This is a genomic window from Rathayibacter sp. CAU 1779 (genome assembly GCF_054551755.1).
On record NZ_JBTOLK010000002.1, the window covers coordinates 453549 to 468531 of the forward strand.

The following is a 14983-nucleotide window of genomic DNA, read 5'->3' on the forward strand; positions in this document are numbered from 1 at the left end:
CGGTGTGGGTGTTGGCCGGGATCCGGCTGTTCGAACGACACGGTTCGAACAGCCGGATCCTTCTGACGCCCTGGTGTGACGAGGACTACTTGCTGTCCGCGTCGATCAGAGCCTGCACCTTGGTGTTGACGCCCTTCAGCAGGGAGTCGATGTCGGCGTTCTTGTCGGTGAGCACGGCCTGCACCACGGTGTCGAGCGCCTGGTAGAGGTCCTGCGTGTGCGACGGCGGTTCGGGAACGATCTTCTGGTTCCAGATTCCGTCGGTGAACGGCTTCACGTTCTCTGCCGGGACGTTCACGTAGGGCTTGATCCACTCCTGGTTCTGCTCCCATGTGGCCTTGTCGAAGACCGGAAGGGTCGGAGCACCGACCGCCTGCTTGCCTGCGGCCAGCGTCTTCGCGTTGTTCACCGCCGCGGTCTTGTCCACGTTCGGCTGCGTGCGGTAGAAGTCGATCCACTTCACGGCAGCCGCGATCTGCTTCGCGTTGTCCTTCACGTTGACGACGTCGACGTTGCCGCCGGACAGGATGCCCGCGTTGGAGCCGGACGCCACGGGGAAGGTCGTCACGCCGTACTTGTTCTGGTCGAACCCGTTGGCCTGCATGAGCGAGCCGATGACATCCGAACCGCTCATGTACATGGCGATCTGGCCCGACGCGAACGCCTGGTTGGTGGTGTCCCACTTGAGCAGGAAGTTGTTGCCCAGTGAGTTGTCGGTCCACCGCATCTTCTGCAGCCACTCGAGGCCCTGCTTGGTCTGCGCGTTGTCAGCGGTGACCGTCACCTTGCCGTCGGAGGCGACCTTCTCGAGGCGTCCGCCGAGCGACTGGGTGAGCGTCGCGAGCTCCCAACCGCCTGTCGCGTCGGTCGTCATCTGCATATAGCCGGCGACGCCCGGAACCTTCTCGGAGATGATCTTGGCGTCGGCCTCGATCTCATCGAGCGTTGTGGGCGGCTTGTCCGGGTCGAGGCCGGCCTGCTTGAAGATGTCGCGGTTGTAGGACAAGGCCATGGCGTAAGGACCCCACGGGATTCCGTAAACGTGGCCGTTACTGCCGGTTGCGACGTCCAGCACGTTCTTGTTCCATTTGTCCGCTGTCGACGTCTTCTTGAAGTCCGTCGTGATGTCGGCCAGCTGACCGTTGTCCGCCAGCGTCTTCGAGTCGGTGAACGGAACGTTGAACACATCGGGGAGGGTTCCACCGGCGAGTTCGGCAGCGAACGTGGAGGCGGTCCACTGGTATTCGATCGCCTTGACGTTGATGTCGGGGTTCGCCTTCTCGAATTCCTGAACGCGCTTGTGCAGCGCGCTCAGAGCATCCGCTGTTGCGCCGGGCAGCACCGGGGCGACGACGAGGTTCACCTTGCCGCCGTCGTCGCTGCCGCTGTTCGACGAGCATCCGCTGAGGATGCCGACGCCGACCAGGGCCGCGGCCGTCAGCACCGCGATCTTTCCTGGTGACTTCATTGTCTGTGTCCTTTCAAGGTGGCTGTTGCCTGTTGTTTCATGTCGATTCCGCACCTGGGACGTCAGGAACGGATCTCCGGCGGCTCGTGCTGTGTTCGTAGCCATGCCGTGGAGTCTGGGGGCAGCTTTCCGCGCTGGAGCGGGCTGCTGGAGAGGAGGATGCCGCCGTTGTCGGGCAGCTCGACGCTGTGGTCCGAGAGGTTGGTCACCGAGAGGAACTCCGCACCGCGGTCGAACGCGAGCACGTCGTCGCCGAGCGATCGCCACGCGAATTCACCCTCGGCTGTCGCGTTCAGCACGCGACGCATCCGCAGCGCCTGCCGATACAGCCAGAGCATCGACGACGGGTCGGCCTGCTGCGCCTGCACCGTCAGTGCAGCCCAGGTCGATGGCTGCGGAAGCCATGGTGACGCGGATGCTCCCGCCGGGCTGAACCCGAACGGCGGCTCCGAGCCACTCCAGGGGAGCGGGACGCGGCATCCGTCTCGTCCGGGATCGACCCCGCCGGAGCGGAAGTGCATGGGGTCCTCGAGCAGTTCTTCCGGGATGTCCTCCACCTCGGGAAGTCCGAGCTCGTCGCCCTGGTAGATGTACAGCGCACCAGGCAGCGCTGCCGTCAGCAGGGCGGCGGCTCGGGCCCGCCGCTCGCCGAGTGCGAGATCGGTGGGCGTGCCCGTTCGCTTCTTGAGGAAGGCGAACGAGCTGTCCTCGCGCCCGTATCGGGTCACCGGACGCGTGACGTCGTGGTTGGAGAGCACCCACGTCGACGGCGCGCCGACGGGCGCGTGCGCCGCGAGTGTGGCATCGATCGACTCGCGAAGCTCGGCAGCATTCCACGGCCGCGCGAGGAAGTCGAAATTGAAGGCGGTGTGCAGCTCGTCGTCACGCAGATACTTGGCGAACCGATCGATGTCCGGCAGCCAGATCTCGCCGACCAGCACGCGGGTGCCCGGGTACGAATCCGCGATGGCCCGCCAGCTGCGGTAGATGTCGTGCAGCTCGTCGCGATCCTGGTTCGGATGCCCGCCGGGTCCCGGATTCTCGGGCACCTCGGGCAGCGTGTCGTCCTTGACGAGCAGGGCGGCGGAGTCGATGCGCACTCCCCCGACGCCCCGGTCGAACCAGAACCTCAGAACGTCCTCGTGCATGCGACGCACGTCGGGATGGTTCCAGTTGAGGTCCGGCTGCTGTGGCGTGAAGAGGTGCAGGTACCACTCGCCCGGCGTTCCGTCCGCGTTCGTCGTGCGCGTCCACGTCTCACCGGAGAAGTTCGACTCCCAGTGCGTCGGCATCTCGGATCCGTCGACGCCCTTCCCCGGATGGAACCAGAAGCGCTCGCGCTCCGGCGATCCCGGACCCGCAGCGAGAGCCGACTGGAACCACGGATGGTGGTCCGAGATGTGGTTCGGAACGACGTCGATGATCGTGCGGATGCCCAGTGCCAGCGCGTCCTGGATCAGCGCCTCCGCCTCTTCCAGCGTCCCGAACCGCGGATCGATGGACGTGTAGTCCGCCACGTCGTATCCGCCGTCGGCCAGTGGGGACGCATACCACGGGGTGAACCAGATCGCGTCGATCCCGAGATCCTTGAGGTACCCGAGATGCCGGCGCACGCCGGCCAGGTCGCCGATGCCGTCGCCGTTCCCGTCCGCGAAGCTGCGCGGGTAGATCTGGTAGATCGCCGCGCTGCGCCACCACAGCGGATCGGATGACGATGGCGCACGACGCACGTGAGCCGCTGACGGGGTGACGGTGTCGGCGGGGCCGGCGCGGAGCGTGTCGGCGACGGAGGACAGGTCCACTGATGGAGCCTTTCTGGGCGGCGGCAGCCACCGCAGAAGGGCGGCGGTGCCGAGGACGCGTTGCAGGTCGTGGCCGGTCGGTTCGGGTCGCGATCGGCGCTGGATCACAAAGTAATCAACTCGACAGAATGATGCAAGAACTAAACAAACAGCAATCCACTTGCGTGAAATTGCGATCCCTTGCGCCAGTCTCCGCGCGGTTTCTGCCTGTCAGCAGCACTGAATCCGGCGAGAGGGCGCCATCACCGCCCCGCCGGGCCGTCAGTCAGCGCGGCGCCGGCCCCGTCGACGCCCGCACGACGAGCTCCGGCTCGAAGAGGAACTCGTCGATCGACGGACGCTCGCCCGTGATCTGAGCCGTCAGAAGCTCCATGACCATGCGCCCCATGGGCTCGATCGGCTGGCGCACCGTGGTCAGCGGCGGCTCCACGCATCCCATGAGTGCCGAATCGTCGTAGCCGACGACCGAGACGTCCTCTGGCACGCGCAGCCCCGAGCGCCGTACGGCGCGGATCACGCCGAGCGCGAGCGGATCACTGGCGCAGACGATCGCGGTGACCCCGCTGGACAGCAGCTTGGCGGCCGCAGCCTGGCCCGCTTCGAGCGAGTAGAGCGAGCGCACGACGAGATCGTCGTCGAAGGAGAGGCCGGCCCGCTTCATCTCGGCCTCGGCCGATTCGTACTTGCGCTTGGACGGCACGTGATCGCGCGGCCCGAGCACGTATCCGATGCGCGTGTGGCCGAGTTGCACCAGATGCCGCACCGCCAGCTGGGTCGCCACCCGGTCGTCGCAGGACACCGTGGGAAAGCCGATGCCGTCGATCGGAGCGTTCACGAGCACGGTGGGCAGGTTGACGTCGCGGAGCTTCTCATAGTGCTCGTGCGACCCGGCTTCCTGCGTGTACAGTCCCCCGGCGAAGACCACGCCGGAGACATGCTGCTCGAGCAGGAGGTCCACGTAGTCCGCCTCGGAGATGCCGCCGGCCGTCTGCGTGCAGAGCACGGGCGTGTAGCCGTTCTGCGCCAGGGCACCGCCGACCACCTCGGCGAAGGCGGGGAAGATCGGGTTGGAGAGCTCGGGCAGGACCAGGCCGACGAGGCGTGCCCGCTCGCCCCGGAGCTTGGTGGGCCGCTCGTAGCCGAGCACGTCGAGCGCGGTCAGCACGGCCTGCCGCGTCGCCTCGCTGACGCCCGGCTTCTCGTTGAGCACACGGCTCACGGTGGCTTCGCTGACGCCCACCTTGCGGGCGACTTCGGCTAGTCGTTTGGCCATGGCTCGATTCTACGCAATCTCTTGCAATTGTTCGCAAGAAGTGGTGTGCACCCATTCGTCCACGTCGGCGCCTCCCCCGCACCGCTGCCGCGACGATGAGGTCGCTCTCAGCCGAATCGGACCAGATCCTCGGATGCCCACGCGAGCGTCCGCGGTCGCGACGACGAACTCTGGCCCTAGCATGTCCCCATGCCGAAAGCGGTGCGGGCCCTGGCGCTGGCCAGCCATCCGGGTCCGGCCATCGTGGTGACCCTGGTCGCGGCCGTGCTCGCCATCGGCGTCGCCTATCCGGCGTGGCGGGTGGTCCTGATCACCGCGGCGATGCTGGCGGACCAGCTGTCGGTCGGGTGGTCGAACGACTGGATCGACGCGGCGCGCGACAGTGCGGTCGCGCGGGCCGACAAGCCGATCGCCGCACACGCGATCGCGCGGCGAACAGTCGGGATCGCGGCGTTCGTCGCCCTCGCCCTCGCCCTCCTGCTGACGCTCCCGCTGGGCCCCGCCGCCCTCATCGCCCACGTCGTCGCCCTCGCAAGCGCGTGGAGCTACAACGCCGGCCTGAAACGCACACTCTTCTCCGTTGTCCCGTACATCGTCAGCTTCGGGACGCTGCCCGCGATCGTCACGCTGGGCGCGCCGACACCGCAGTGGCCTGCGTGGTGGGTCGTGGCCGCCGGATGCCTCCTCGGCGCGGCCGCGCACGTCACCAATGTCCTCCCCGACCTCGAACAGGACCGCCTCACCGGTGTGCGCGGCTTCGGGCATCTCCTCGGACCGCGGATCGGAGGACTGGTCTCGTTCGGCCTGCTCGCCGCCGTCGGGGTGCTCATCGCTGTCGGCGCCGTCGTTGTGTCCGGCTTGAGCGGATGGCCGTCCGTCCTCGTCATCGCCGGATCGGTGCTCACCGTGGGGATCGCGTGTCTCGGCGTCGTGCTCACCCTGCGTGGCGTGCGGTCGAGGTGGCTGATGCGCCTCATCATGGCATCCGCCGTGATCGATGTCATCGCGTTGGTGGCAGCGGGCCCTGTGCTGTCGGCATAGCCGCCTGCGCCACGGTCGGGGCCCTCCTCTTCTTGTTGGTGATGCCGATCGCCGACACCACGCCTCCAGCGACGAGGAGCGCCACGCACACCACCAGCACGCGGCGCATGCCCGCCTGATCGAGAGGGCCGGCCACGATCAGCCCAGCACAGGCGACGGCGACCAGCCCCGCGATGCGCGCGACGGCGTTGTTGATCGCCGATCCGATTCCCGCATGCTCGGGCGGCACCGCGCCGAGGATCGCGGCCGTCAGTGGAGCGACAGTGATCGACAGGCCGAGGCCGAACACGAGCATGCCGGGCAGCACCTCGAGCCAGTAGTCCACCTCCGTCCCCATGGTGAGCAGCAGGGCATACCCACCCGCCGCGACCAGCGGACCGACAGCCATGAACAGACGCGGACCCCATGTGCCGGAGAGCGCACCGAACCGACCGGAAAGGAGAAGCGAGACCACCGTCGCAGGCACGAGCGCGAGCCCAGCGAGAGTCGCCTTGAATCCGGCCACCTCCTGCAGATAGATGCCCACGATGAGGGTTCCGAGCGACAGCGCAGCGTAGACGGCGAGCGTCGCGATGTTGCCGACGCCGAAGTTGCGGATGCGGAAGAGCGCGAACGGCAGCATGGGCTGCGTCGAGCGCAGCTCGACGACGGTGAACGCGACGAGGGAAAGGCAACCGATCGCCCCGACGCCCCAGACCAGCGGATCTCCCCAGCCGACCTGGCCCTGCTCGATCAGCGCGAAGACCACGCCGCCGAGCCCGACCGCGCCGAGCACCGCGCCGAGGTAGTCGATGTGGCCGTGCGCATGCTCGTGGTCGAGCCGGATGCGCCACAGGATCACGATGGTCACCGCGATCGGGATGGGATTGATGGCGAACACGAGCCGCCACGACAGAGTGTCGACGAAGAGGCCGCCGAGCAACGGCCCGACGAGCATGGCGGCGGAGGTCCATGCCGTCCAGCGTCCGATCGCCTTCGGCTGGTCGCTCTCGCTGAAGACCTGGATGATGATCGCCAGAGAGCTCGGCACCAGCAGCGCACCGGCGATGCCCTGGATGGCCCGGAACGCGACGAGCGATACACCGTCAGGGGCCACGGCGCAGGCGATCGACGCGATCCCGAAACCGAAGAGGCCGATCATCAGGATCCGCTTGCGCCCGAACGCGTCGGACAGCGACCCCGCAAGCAGGATGAGAGCGCCGAGTGTGATCAGGTAGGCGTCCACCACCCACTGCTGCAGCACAAGGCCTCCGCCCAGTTCTCGTTCGATGGCGGGAAGGGCGACGTTGACGACCGATCCGTCGAGGAACGCCACGAGGGATGCCAGGATCGCCACGGTCAGCACGGCACGCTGCAAGGTGCTCATCGGATCAGTCAAGCACCGTCCACCGACGCGTGGAGCCCGAGTTCGGGCCGCACGGCGCGCTCCGCCGAGGTTCGCCCGGCCGGGCGTTTCGCGTTGACGTTGCCGAATGCCTGCCTATGGTGGAAAGCGTGGCTGTGCGCAGAACCCGATCCGCGAACCCGGACAAGGGGCCGGGAGGCCGCCTTCGATTGGTCGTCTTCGGCGTTGCTGCCGCCGTGGCGATTCCGCTGCTGACGGCAGCACCGGCACATGCCGACGACTACCCCAGTTGGGATCAGGTGCAGGCCGCGAAGGCGAATGCGGCTGCGGCCCAGGCGGAGTACGACAAGATCGAGGCTCTGATCGGACAGCTGCAGCAGGCGGCACAGACGGCGGCAGCGGACGAGCTCAAGAAGCAGTTCGAATACACCACCGCCAAGAATGCCCTGAATGCTCAGACCACCAAGCTCGATGCCATCAATAGCCAAGTCGGCACAGCCCAGAAGGACGCATCACAAGCGAAGACCCAGTACGGCAAGCTGACGAGCCAGCTATACAGGTCGGGTGGCGGCGATCTGACCGCGAAGCTCCTGCTGAGCAATGGTCACGCCAGCGACCTGCTCGACCAACTCGGTGCCGTCAGCCAGCTCACTGGCCACGTCGCCCAGCTGCAGACCTACGCCAAGCAGAAGCAGAATGTGGTCTCTTCGCTGCAGGAGCAAGCGAAACAGGCCGAAAGCATCCGCGCCGGTCTCGAACAGGACGCGAACACCAAATATCTCGCCGCGCAAGCGGCAAAGACCGCGGCCGATGTGGCGCTCGCCGCAGAGCAGACGCAGGGTGCGGTCCTGCAGGCGCAGGCGGCGAGCCTCAACCAACAGGCGTCCGACATCGAGGCACAGTACTGGGTCGGCTACAACAACAGGAAGGCCGCAGCCTCGGCTGGCCCCAGTGACTCCACGATCGACTTCTCGGCACCATGCACCGGCGGGTGCAGTCCGGGAGCGGCCCAGTCGTACGCGCAGAGCGTCATGGGCAGTTACGGCTGGGACGGCAGCCAGTTCTCCTGCCTCGTCGACCTCTGGAACCAGGAGTCCGGCTGGCGCTGGAACGCGTACAACTCCTCGAGCGGCGCCTACGGCATCCCTCAATCGTTGCCCGCTGAAAAGTTGGCTTCTGCTGGTGGCGATTGGCAGACGAACGGCGACACGCAGATCAACTGGGGACTCGGGTACATTTCAGCGGTGTACGGCACCCCGTGTGCCGCGTGGGACCACGAGATGTCGCACAATCCGCACTGGTATTGATCAGCGTCGCCCGTCGCGTGCGGGAATACCCGGGAACCTTCAAAGGCTGAATCTGCAGTGAAACGCATCGGTTTCCTCTCCTTCGGGCACTGGTCGCCCGCACAGGGCTCGGTCGTGCGCAGCGCGGCGGATGCTCTCCTTCAGACCATCGAGCTGGCACAGGCGGCAGAGGACGTCGGTGCCGACGGCGCGTATGTGCGCGTGCACCATTTCGCTCCGCAGCTGGCCTCGCCGTTCCCGTTGCTGGCGGCCATCGGAGCCCGCACCTCCCGTATCGAGATCGGGACGGCCGTTATCGACATGCGGTACGAGAACCCGCTGTACGCAGCCGAGTCGGCGGCCGCTGCCGACCTGATCGCGGGCGGACGGTTGCAGCTCGGCATCAGCAGGGGCTCACCCGAGACCGCCGACAAGGGATACGAGGCGTTCGGGTTCCTGCCTGGCGAAAACGCGTCCGACGCCGACATGGCACGCAACCACACCGAACTGTTCCGTGCGGCGATCTCCGGCGCCGGGCTGGTGTACTCCGATCCGCAGATGACGGGACAACGTGTGCCGCTCGCCATCGAGCCGCGCTCCGAAACGCTTCCCGAGCGCATCTGGTGGGGCGCCGGCAGCCGCGGCACCGCGGTGTGGGCAGCGGAGCAGGGCATGAACCTGATGAGCTCCACGCTCCTCACCGAGGACACCGGGGTTCCGTTGGCGGAGCTGCAGGCCGAACAGCTGCGGCTCTACCGCGAGGCATGGGCGGCGGCCGGGCACGAACGCGAGCCGCGGGTGTCGGTGAGTCGGAGCATCCTGCCGATCATCGACGACGAGACGCGCCACTACTTCGGTCTTCGAGCCCAGGCGGATGCCCGCGACCAGGTCGGCTACATCGGCGACGAGCTGGCGCGCTTCGGCCGCAGCTACATCGGCGAACCCGACGTGATCGCCGACGAACTGGCCCAGGATGCTGCGGTGCAGGATGCCGACACCATCCTGGTGACAGTGCCCAATCAGCTCGGCGTGGACTTCAACGCGCGCATCCTCGAATCGATCGTGCGCGACATCAAGCCGGCGCTCGGCTGAACTACGCTCCCGCGTCACGAATCGGGTCGCGGGAGTTCGCCTGAGAAAGTGGACGGTCGGCATTGACTCTCACACGGTGTCAGGCTGCATTCTCGGAGGCGTCGTGTTAACCATCGGAGAGTTCGCGTCGATCGGCCGGGTGTCCGTGCGGATGCTGCGGCACTACGACCAGATCGGCCTGCTCCGACCCGCACGGGTGGATCCGCTGACCGGATATCGCGCGTACGCACCGACCCAGCTCACCGCGCTCACCCGCATCGTCGAGCTCAAGGGCCTCGGCCTCACGCTCGAGCAGGTCTCACGCGTGGTCTGGGGCGACGCGGACGACGGCGAGGTCGAGCGGATGCTCACCACAGCCCGTCGCGAGTTGGAGGCCACCGTCGCCGACGCCGAGGGGCGGCTGAGGCGAATCGATGCGAGCCTCCGCCGGATCCGAGGAGAAACCGTCATGCCCACTTCGCAGACCATCACCGCCGACATCCGCTCGATCGAGCCGCAACGTGTCGCGACCCTCAGCCGCAAGGCCCCGGGCTTCGGCCCTGTCAACATCTCCCCCGTCGTCGGTCCCATGTTCCCGGAATCGGCCGATCTGCTCACCGCGGCAGGCATCGAGGACTTCGGCCCGGCCATCGCTCTCTACGAGGCCGACGAGTCCGGGGACGGAACCGGTGCCATCGTCACGGCGGGATTCATCGTGCCTGCTGACACGTCATCCGTCGATGGACTCGACGTGCACACGCTGCCCGGGATCGCCCAAGCCGCCGTCACGGTCCACCGAGGCGAGGTCGCCGGAATCGGCGAGTCATGGGACGCGCTCATCGCCTGGGCACGCGACAACGGATACGAACTCGACGACGTGTGCCGAGAGGTGTACTGGACGCCAGGCGATCGTCCGCAGTCGGAGTGGGTCACCGATCTGGTGCAGCCGGTGCGATCCGTTCGGGCGTAAGCGCTTCCGGACGGCACGCGATGGATCATGCCATCGGCACGGCACCCTCCGCGCGACCGAGGTCGAGGTATCCCGTGACCCGCTCCAGCTGCTGACGGGATACCAGCGGCCCGATCTGCGTCTCGGGATCCATCCCATTGCCGATCCGAAGCGAGCGACCGTGCTCACCCACTCGCTCGACGAACTCGTCGTAGATGCCACGCTCGATGAACATCCGCGTACCCGCGCTGCACACCTGACCGGAGTTCGCGAACACCGCCATGGCTGCGCCCGGGATCGCCGCGTCCAGATCCGCATCCGCGAAGACGACGTCCGGCGACTTTCCGCCGAGCTCGAGCGACACACGCTTGAGGTTTCCCGCCGAGGCACGCACGATCGACTGACCCGTCACGTGCGAACCGGTGAACGCGATCTCTTGTCCACGCCCGGATGCGCCGCGAGGGCCGCGCCCGCCACCTCGCCCACTCCGGTGACCACGTTGACCACGCCGTCGGGCACGCCGGCCTCCTGCGCAAGCTCGGCGAGGCGAAGCGCGGTGATGGAGGCCTCCTCCGCAGGCTTCAGAACGATGGTGCATCCCGTGGCGAGCACGGGACCGAGCTTCCACACCACGGCGGCCAGCGGCGTGTTCCACGGGATGATCGCTCCGACCACGCCCACCGGCTCCTTGACGGTGTAGGAGAAGATCTCGCCCGGCAGCGAGTTCGGGATGGTCTCCCCTCCGACCGAGTAGGCCAGCGCGGCGTAGTAGTGGAGCATTCCGAGCACCCGACCGCGAAGCCCCCGCGTGCGCTGAAGCGGCGCGCCCATGTCCAGGGTGTCGAGCACGGTGAGTTCATCGAAGTCGCGCTCGACGAGCTCGCCGAACCGTTCGAGCAGCCGCTGTCGCTCGTACGGCGTGTACCTGCTCCACGGCCCTTCGAACGCCGATCGCGCCGCGGACACCGCGCTGTCGACATCCGATGATCCGCCCGCCGCGATCATCGCCAGCAGCTCCCCGGTCGCCGGATTGCGACTCTCCAGGGTCTCCCCCGAAGCCGCCGGAACCCATTCACCGCCGATGAAGAGCCGCTTCACACCGCCGTCCGCGAAGTGATGATCCACGTTCTCGCTTCTGACCACGGAGTCCATGACACTCGAGGCTAGTCCGCGATCTTATGCGCTTCGCAAGGTGCCCGTTCTCCGAGGCTGACCGCTCAGGAACGCCACACTCGGCCACCACGCTGGGCCACCACACTCAGCCGTCGGCCTCGGCCGCCACGCGAGCCCGACCCGTCGATGCTGACGCACCGCCGTGGCCGCAGTGAAACGAAAAGGCCCCGCCTCAGCGGGACCTCTGGTGATTCTTTTGGTGGATCTGAGGGGACTCGAACCCCTGACCCCCTGCATGCCATGCAGGTGCGCTACCAGCTGCGCCACAGACCCTTACCTGTCACTCCGCGGAGCGGAGCAACCTCACTAGAGTACTACATCCGACTGCTGGGAGACGAATCGGATGCCGCCCCTCACGCCTCGTTGGCGACCGGCAGTTCGAACGGCACGGTCGGGCAATCCCGCCACAAGCGCTCGAGTGCGTAGTAGGCCCGATCCTCCTGATGGAAGACGTGCACGACGAGATCGCCGAAGTCCAGCAGGATCCAGCGGCCCTCGGACCGGCCCTCACGCCGCAGCGTCTTCGCACCGGCCTCGTTGAGGCGATCCTCCACCTCCGCGGCGATCGCCACCACGTTGCGTTCCGAATTGCCCGTCGCGAGCAGGAACACGTCGACGAGCGGCAGAGGACCGGACACGTCGAGGGCGATCAGGTCTGTTGCGGCCTTCGAATCGGCGGCCTCGGCCGCCTGCTGGAGCAGTTCGCGCGCACGCGCGGACGCGGTCATACGGTAGTCACCTCGTGTGATCTGAGTTGTGGGAATCCGGATCGGACGCGTCCCGCAGAGTACGAGGACTCGGCGTCGATCGGGTCAGAATGCATGGAAGACGTAACCCGCCACCAAGAGAGCCGTGACGCCCAGCGCCAGGAATCCGGCGGTGACGGCCAGCACGACCGGAAGCCTGTTCCCGCGCTTGGTCGGCGGCGTGATCATGCCTCGAGTGGACGTGTGGGTCGCAACCGCCTTGCTCGCGCGAACGGGAGCGACGCTGCTGTTCGGCATGGCATCCGACTCCTCGAACAACCTGTCGATGTCCGACGAATCGAAGTGATCCGGATGCTGCCCCGTCGATCCGAGCGACCGCGGAAGCTCGATCGATCCGGTGACGATCACCTCGCCGGTGCTCGTCAGTGGTGCGGTCGCGAGTCCCGCGGAAGGCACGGACGGCAGGATCAGCGCGTTCGCGGTCGTCACGCTTCCCGTCGAGACGGCGGACCGGGGCGACGCCGCATCGTCGTCGTTCATGGTCGACCAGTGGCCAGCAGCGCGAGCTGCGAGCTGCGGATCCGTCGCCGGACCGCTTTGCCCGGTCGAAGCGCGCTGCCCCGCTGCTGCCGGAGGAACCGCCGTCGGCGCCGCGGCCACGGACCGGCCCTGCATCGGTGCCTGAGACGGGGCAACGGTGATCGGCACCTGGGCTGCGGCCTGTTCCCGTGGGGCTGTCGCCGGCGGAATGACCCGGTGTGTCGCGGGAGGCGCAATGGCCGCCTCCGCGCCGCCGTTGAGCAGCGACGCGAATGATGCTTCCTGCCCGCTCTGACCGGGCACACCCTGCGGGGTGCCGGCAGCCGTGAAGGGCGCAGCGGGTGACGATTGGCGAGCGCCGACGCCAGACTGCTGCGGCGAGGTTGCCGGGACCTGAGGACCGGCGAAAGCGGACGGCGCGGCCTGCGGTGCTCCCGCCTGAGGCGTGTTGAACCGGCCGTCGTCGAACTGACGGTCGCCGAACTGCCCACCGCCCGACTGAGTGCCGCCCGGCTGCCCGCCGTAGAACTGCTGACCAGTGGGCTGTGTGGCGATCGGCTGGGGCACGTTCTGCAGACCCGCGGTGGGCTGGGCTGCGGTGAACGGAACTCCACCGGGCTGCTGCCCGCCGGCTGCCTGCTGCTGGCCGCCGGCCTCCGCCTGTGTCGCCTCGCTTGCCGCCTGGGCCTGCATCATGGCGCGAAGCTCACGCCGAGTGAGGGGATGCCCGTCGACGGGCTGAGGGACCGCGCCGGTCTGCGTCGGAGAATACGTGGCACCGTTGCGAGGCTCGGACGCTGCCGCGGGAGCCTGCTGGCTCACGGGTGCGTTCCACGGTGCGCTGGCAGGCGCCGGAGCCTGTTGAGGCGAACCCTGCTGTGGCACCGCCGGCTGCCGGGTATACGCACCGGGCTGCGTTGCGTACGCGGATTGCCCGAACGGTACCTCTGGTGACGCCGCCGGACGTGACGGTGCAGCCTGCGGAAGGGCTGCCGGCTGCTGTCCGCCCGGCGCGTAGACCACGGATGCCGGGGCACGATCGTCGGCAGGTGCGGCGTTGGCCGGTCCCCCGGCGTGCGACGCCGCGAGAAGACTGTCGAAGGAGAGTTCCTCGTAACGAGGCGCGCGTGGCCGCGTCGGCGGAGCATCCATCGGAGACGAGGGAGTCTGAGGCCCGGCATCCCGCTGCGTCGAAGCGAACGAGTACGGTGTGGCGACCTGAGGGACTTCGCCCCCCGGCGTGGGCGCGACGGTGGCGGCGCGGCGAGAGACGGGAGGCTGCTCGCCCTCGACGGGCCCGAGTTCGCGCTCAGCGGCGCGCTGATTCTCTCTTGCCTGGCGCCGAGTCTGTGGCGGCTGGTCTTGCCACGACGTCATGCCACACTCCGGTAAAGGTGATGCTTGGAGATGTACTGGACAACTCCATCGGGTACGAGATACCAGACGGGGAAACCCCGGCTGACACGGTCCCTACAGTCGGTGGAGGAGATCGCCAATGCCGGAACCTCCAACAAGCTTACGTCGCCGTTGGGGAGACCCGTCACCTCGAGGAGATGTCCCGGTCGACTCACAGCGACGAAGTGGGCCAGCTTCCAGAGCTCTTCGACATCGCGCCAGCTCAAGATCTGGGCGATGGCATCCGCTCCCGTGATGAAGTAGAGATCCGCTTCCGGACGTGCGTGCTGCAGTTCGCGCAGCGTGTCGATGGTGTACGTGGGACCCAGTCGATCGATGTCGACGCGGCTCACGGTGAAACGCGGATTCGACGCGGTGGCGATCACCGTCATCAGATAACGATGCTCTGCCTCGGTGACGTTGCCCTTCTGCCAGGGCTGTCCGGTCGGAACGAAGATGACCTCGTCGAGGTCGAACGACTGGGCCACCTCGCTCGCGGCGACCAGGTGGCCGTGGTGGATGGGGTCGAACGTTCCACCCATCACACCGACGCGTTGGCGACGCTGCCCGGACGGTCCCGTGGACGCAGTCGGCTGCATGGAACCCGAGGGTCAGTGTTCCTGCGTCGAGGGGTGGCCGGCACCGTGGTGATAGGCACCGGGAGCGCCAGCGTGCTGAGCGGCATCCGCTTCAGCCTTGTGGCTGTGACGGTTGGCCACGTCGCGATACGTCCACACGACGAAGGCGAGTGCGGCGAACACGCAGAGCACGACGACACCGAGCGCCCAGGGCTGCACTGTGGCACCACCGGTGGTTTCCTCGGCTGCGATGGCTGCTGCGACGAACGTCATGCGACTCTTCCTTTCGTGGCGGATGCCAGAGTGCCAGTCTACTCATGAACGCAGGCCCCGAACCGCGCCCGCGTCGTGTCAC

14 protein-coding genes and 1 tRNA gene are annotated in these 14983 nt (G+C 67.4%); 4 read left to right on the top strand and 11 right to left on the bottom strand.

Features of this window, described 5'->3' with window-relative positions; genetic code table 11:
* Positions 1-85 precede the first annotated feature (85 nt).
* From ACX9R5_RS13030 to ACX9R5_RS13040, 3 genes are all read right to left on the bottom strand, one after another.
* On the bottom strand, positions 86-1468 hold the full coding sequence (locus ACX9R5_RS13030) for an extracellular solute-binding protein (RefSeq protein ID WP_459409456.1): 1383 nt from the start codon (positions 1466-1468) through the stop codon (positions 86-88).
* 62 nt (positions 1469-1530) lie between these two features.
* Positions 1531-3198, bottom strand: coding sequence for a glycoside hydrolase family 13 protein (locus ACX9R5_RS13035; RefSeq protein ID WP_459409685.1), 1668 nt, complete (start codon positions 3196-3198; stop codon positions 1531-1533).
* Positions 3199-3535: 337 nt separating this feature from the next.
* On the bottom strand, positions 3536-4543 hold the full coding sequence (locus tag ACX9R5_RS13040) for a LacI family DNA-binding transcriptional regulator (protein ID WP_459409457.1): 1008 nt from the start codon (positions 4541-4543) through the stop codon (positions 3536-3538).
* A gap of 189 nt (positions 4544-4732) precedes the next feature.
* Between ACX9R5_RS13040 and ACX9R5_RS13045 the strand changes: the two genes are divergently transcribed.
* The gene (locus tag ACX9R5_RS13045; protein ID WP_459409458.1) at positions 4733-5584 is read left to right on the top strand and encodes a UbiA family prenyltransferase; all 852 of its coding nucleotides are present in this window, start codon (positions 4733-4735) and stop codon (positions 5582-5584) included.
* Here the strand turns inward: ACX9R5_RS13045 and ACX9R5_RS13050 are convergent.
* Entirely contained in the window at positions 5544-6950 is a 1407-nt protein-coding gene (locus tag ACX9R5_RS13050; protein WP_459409459.1) for a DHA2 family efflux MFS transporter permease subunit, read from the bottom strand. The genes ACX9R5_RS13045 and ACX9R5_RS13050 overlap by 41 nt on opposite strands.
* A gap of 29 nt (positions 6951-6979) precedes the next feature.
* Here ACX9R5_RS13050 and ACX9R5_RS13055 point away from each other — a divergent pair, with 29 nt between their 5' ends.
* The 3 genes from ACX9R5_RS13055 (at position 6980) to ACX9R5_RS13065 (ending at position 10256) form a co-directional block, all read left to right on the top strand.
* The gene (locus ACX9R5_RS13055) at positions 6980-8236 is read left to right on the top strand and encodes a coiled-coil domain-containing protein (RefSeq protein ID WP_459409460.1); all 1257 of its coding nucleotides are present in this window, start codon (positions 6980-6982) and stop codon (positions 8234-8236) included.
* Positions 8237-8293: 57 nt separating this feature from the next.
* Positions 8294-9307 (top strand): LLM class flavin-dependent oxidoreductase, encoded by a 1014-nt coding sequence (locus tag ACX9R5_RS13060; protein ID WP_459409461.1) that lies wholly within the window; start codon positions 8294-8296, stop codon positions 9305-9307.
* A gap of 103 nt (positions 9308-9410) precedes the next feature.
* Positions 9411-10256: a MerR family transcriptional regulator gene (locus ACX9R5_RS13065; RefSeq protein WP_459409462.1), complete on the top strand. Its 846-nt coding sequence runs from the start codon at positions 9411-9413 to the stop codon at positions 10254-10256.
* Positions 10257-10281: 25 nt separating this feature from the next.
* On the opposite strand, the gene ACX9R5_RS13070 is transcribed toward ACX9R5_RS13065, so the two are convergent.
* From ACX9R5_RS13070 to ACX9R5_RS13100, 7 genes are all read right to left on the bottom strand, one after another.
* Positions 10282-10647, bottom strand: a complete 366-nt coding sequence (locus ACX9R5_RS13070) for an aldehyde dehydrogenase family protein (protein WP_459409463.1) — start codon at positions 10645-10647, stop codon at positions 10282-10284.
* Positions 10644-11387, bottom strand: coding sequence for an aldehyde dehydrogenase family protein (locus ACX9R5_RS13075; protein ID WP_459409464.1), 744 nt, complete (start codon positions 11385-11387; stop codon positions 10644-10646). The genes ACX9R5_RS13070 and ACX9R5_RS13075 overlap by 4 nt, the downstream gene beginning before the upstream one ends.
* Before the next feature lie 218 nt (positions 11388-11605).
* A tRNA-Ala gene (locus ACX9R5_RS13080) sits at positions 11606-11681 on the bottom strand.
* A gap of 80 nt (positions 11682-11761) precedes the next feature.
* Complete coding sequence (gene rsfS / locus ACX9R5_RS13085; protein WP_459409465.1) at positions 11762-12136, bottom strand: ribosome silencing factor; 375 nt, start codon at positions 12134-12136, stop codon at positions 11762-11764.
* An 84-nt stretch (positions 12137-12220) separates the two neighbouring features.
* Positions 12221-13477 carry a hypothetical protein gene (locus tag ACX9R5_RS13090; protein ID WP_459409466.1) on the bottom strand — a complete coding sequence of 419 codons (1257 nt, stop codon included), beginning with the start codon at positions 13475-13477 and terminating at the stop codon, positions 12221-12223.
* A 551-nt stretch (positions 13478-14028) separates the two neighbouring features.
* Complete coding sequence (gene nadD / locus ACX9R5_RS13095) at positions 14029-14649, bottom strand: nicotinate-nucleotide adenylyltransferase (protein WP_459409467.1); 621 nt, start codon at positions 14647-14649, stop codon at positions 14029-14031.
* A gap of 12 nt (positions 14650-14661) precedes the next feature.
* Entirely contained in the window at positions 14662-14901 is a 240-nt protein-coding gene (locus ACX9R5_RS13100; RefSeq protein WP_459409468.1) for a hypothetical protein, read from the bottom strand.
* Positions 14902-14983 lie beyond the last annotated feature (82 nt).

Coding starts and splice junctions, on each gene's coding strand:
- ACX9R5_RS13030 (WP_459409456.1), bottom strand. CDS start 1,468: ATGAAGTCACCAGGAAAGATCGCGGTGCTGACGGCCGCGGCCCTGGTC.
- ACX9R5_RS13040 (WP_459409457.1), bottom strand. CDS start 4,543: ATGGCCAAACGACTAGCCGAAGTCGCCCGCAAGGTGGGCGTCAGCGAA.
- ACX9R5_RS13045 (WP_459409458.1), top strand. CDS start 4,733: ATGCCGAAAGCGGTGCGGGCCCTGGCGCTGGCCAGCCATCCGGGTCCG.
- ACX9R5_RS13050 (WP_459409459.1), bottom strand. CDS start 6,950: ATGAGCACCTTGCAGCGTGCCGTGCTGACCGTGGCGATCCTGGCATCC.
- ACX9R5_RS13075 (WP_459409464.1), bottom strand. CDS start 11,387: ATGGACTCCGTGGTCAGAAGCGAGAACGTGGATCATCACTTCGCGGAC.
- rsfS (WP_459409465.1), bottom strand. CDS start 12,136: ATGACCGCGTCCGCGCGTGCGCGCGAACTGCTCCAGCAGGCGGCCGAG.
- nadD (WP_459409467.1), bottom strand. CDS start 14,649: ATGCAGCCGACTGCGTCCACGGGACCGTCCGGGCAGCGTCGCCAACGC.
- ACX9R5_RS13100 (WP_459409468.1), bottom strand. CDS start 14,901: ATGACGTTCGTCGCAGCAGCCATCGCAGCCGAGGAAACCACCGGTGGT.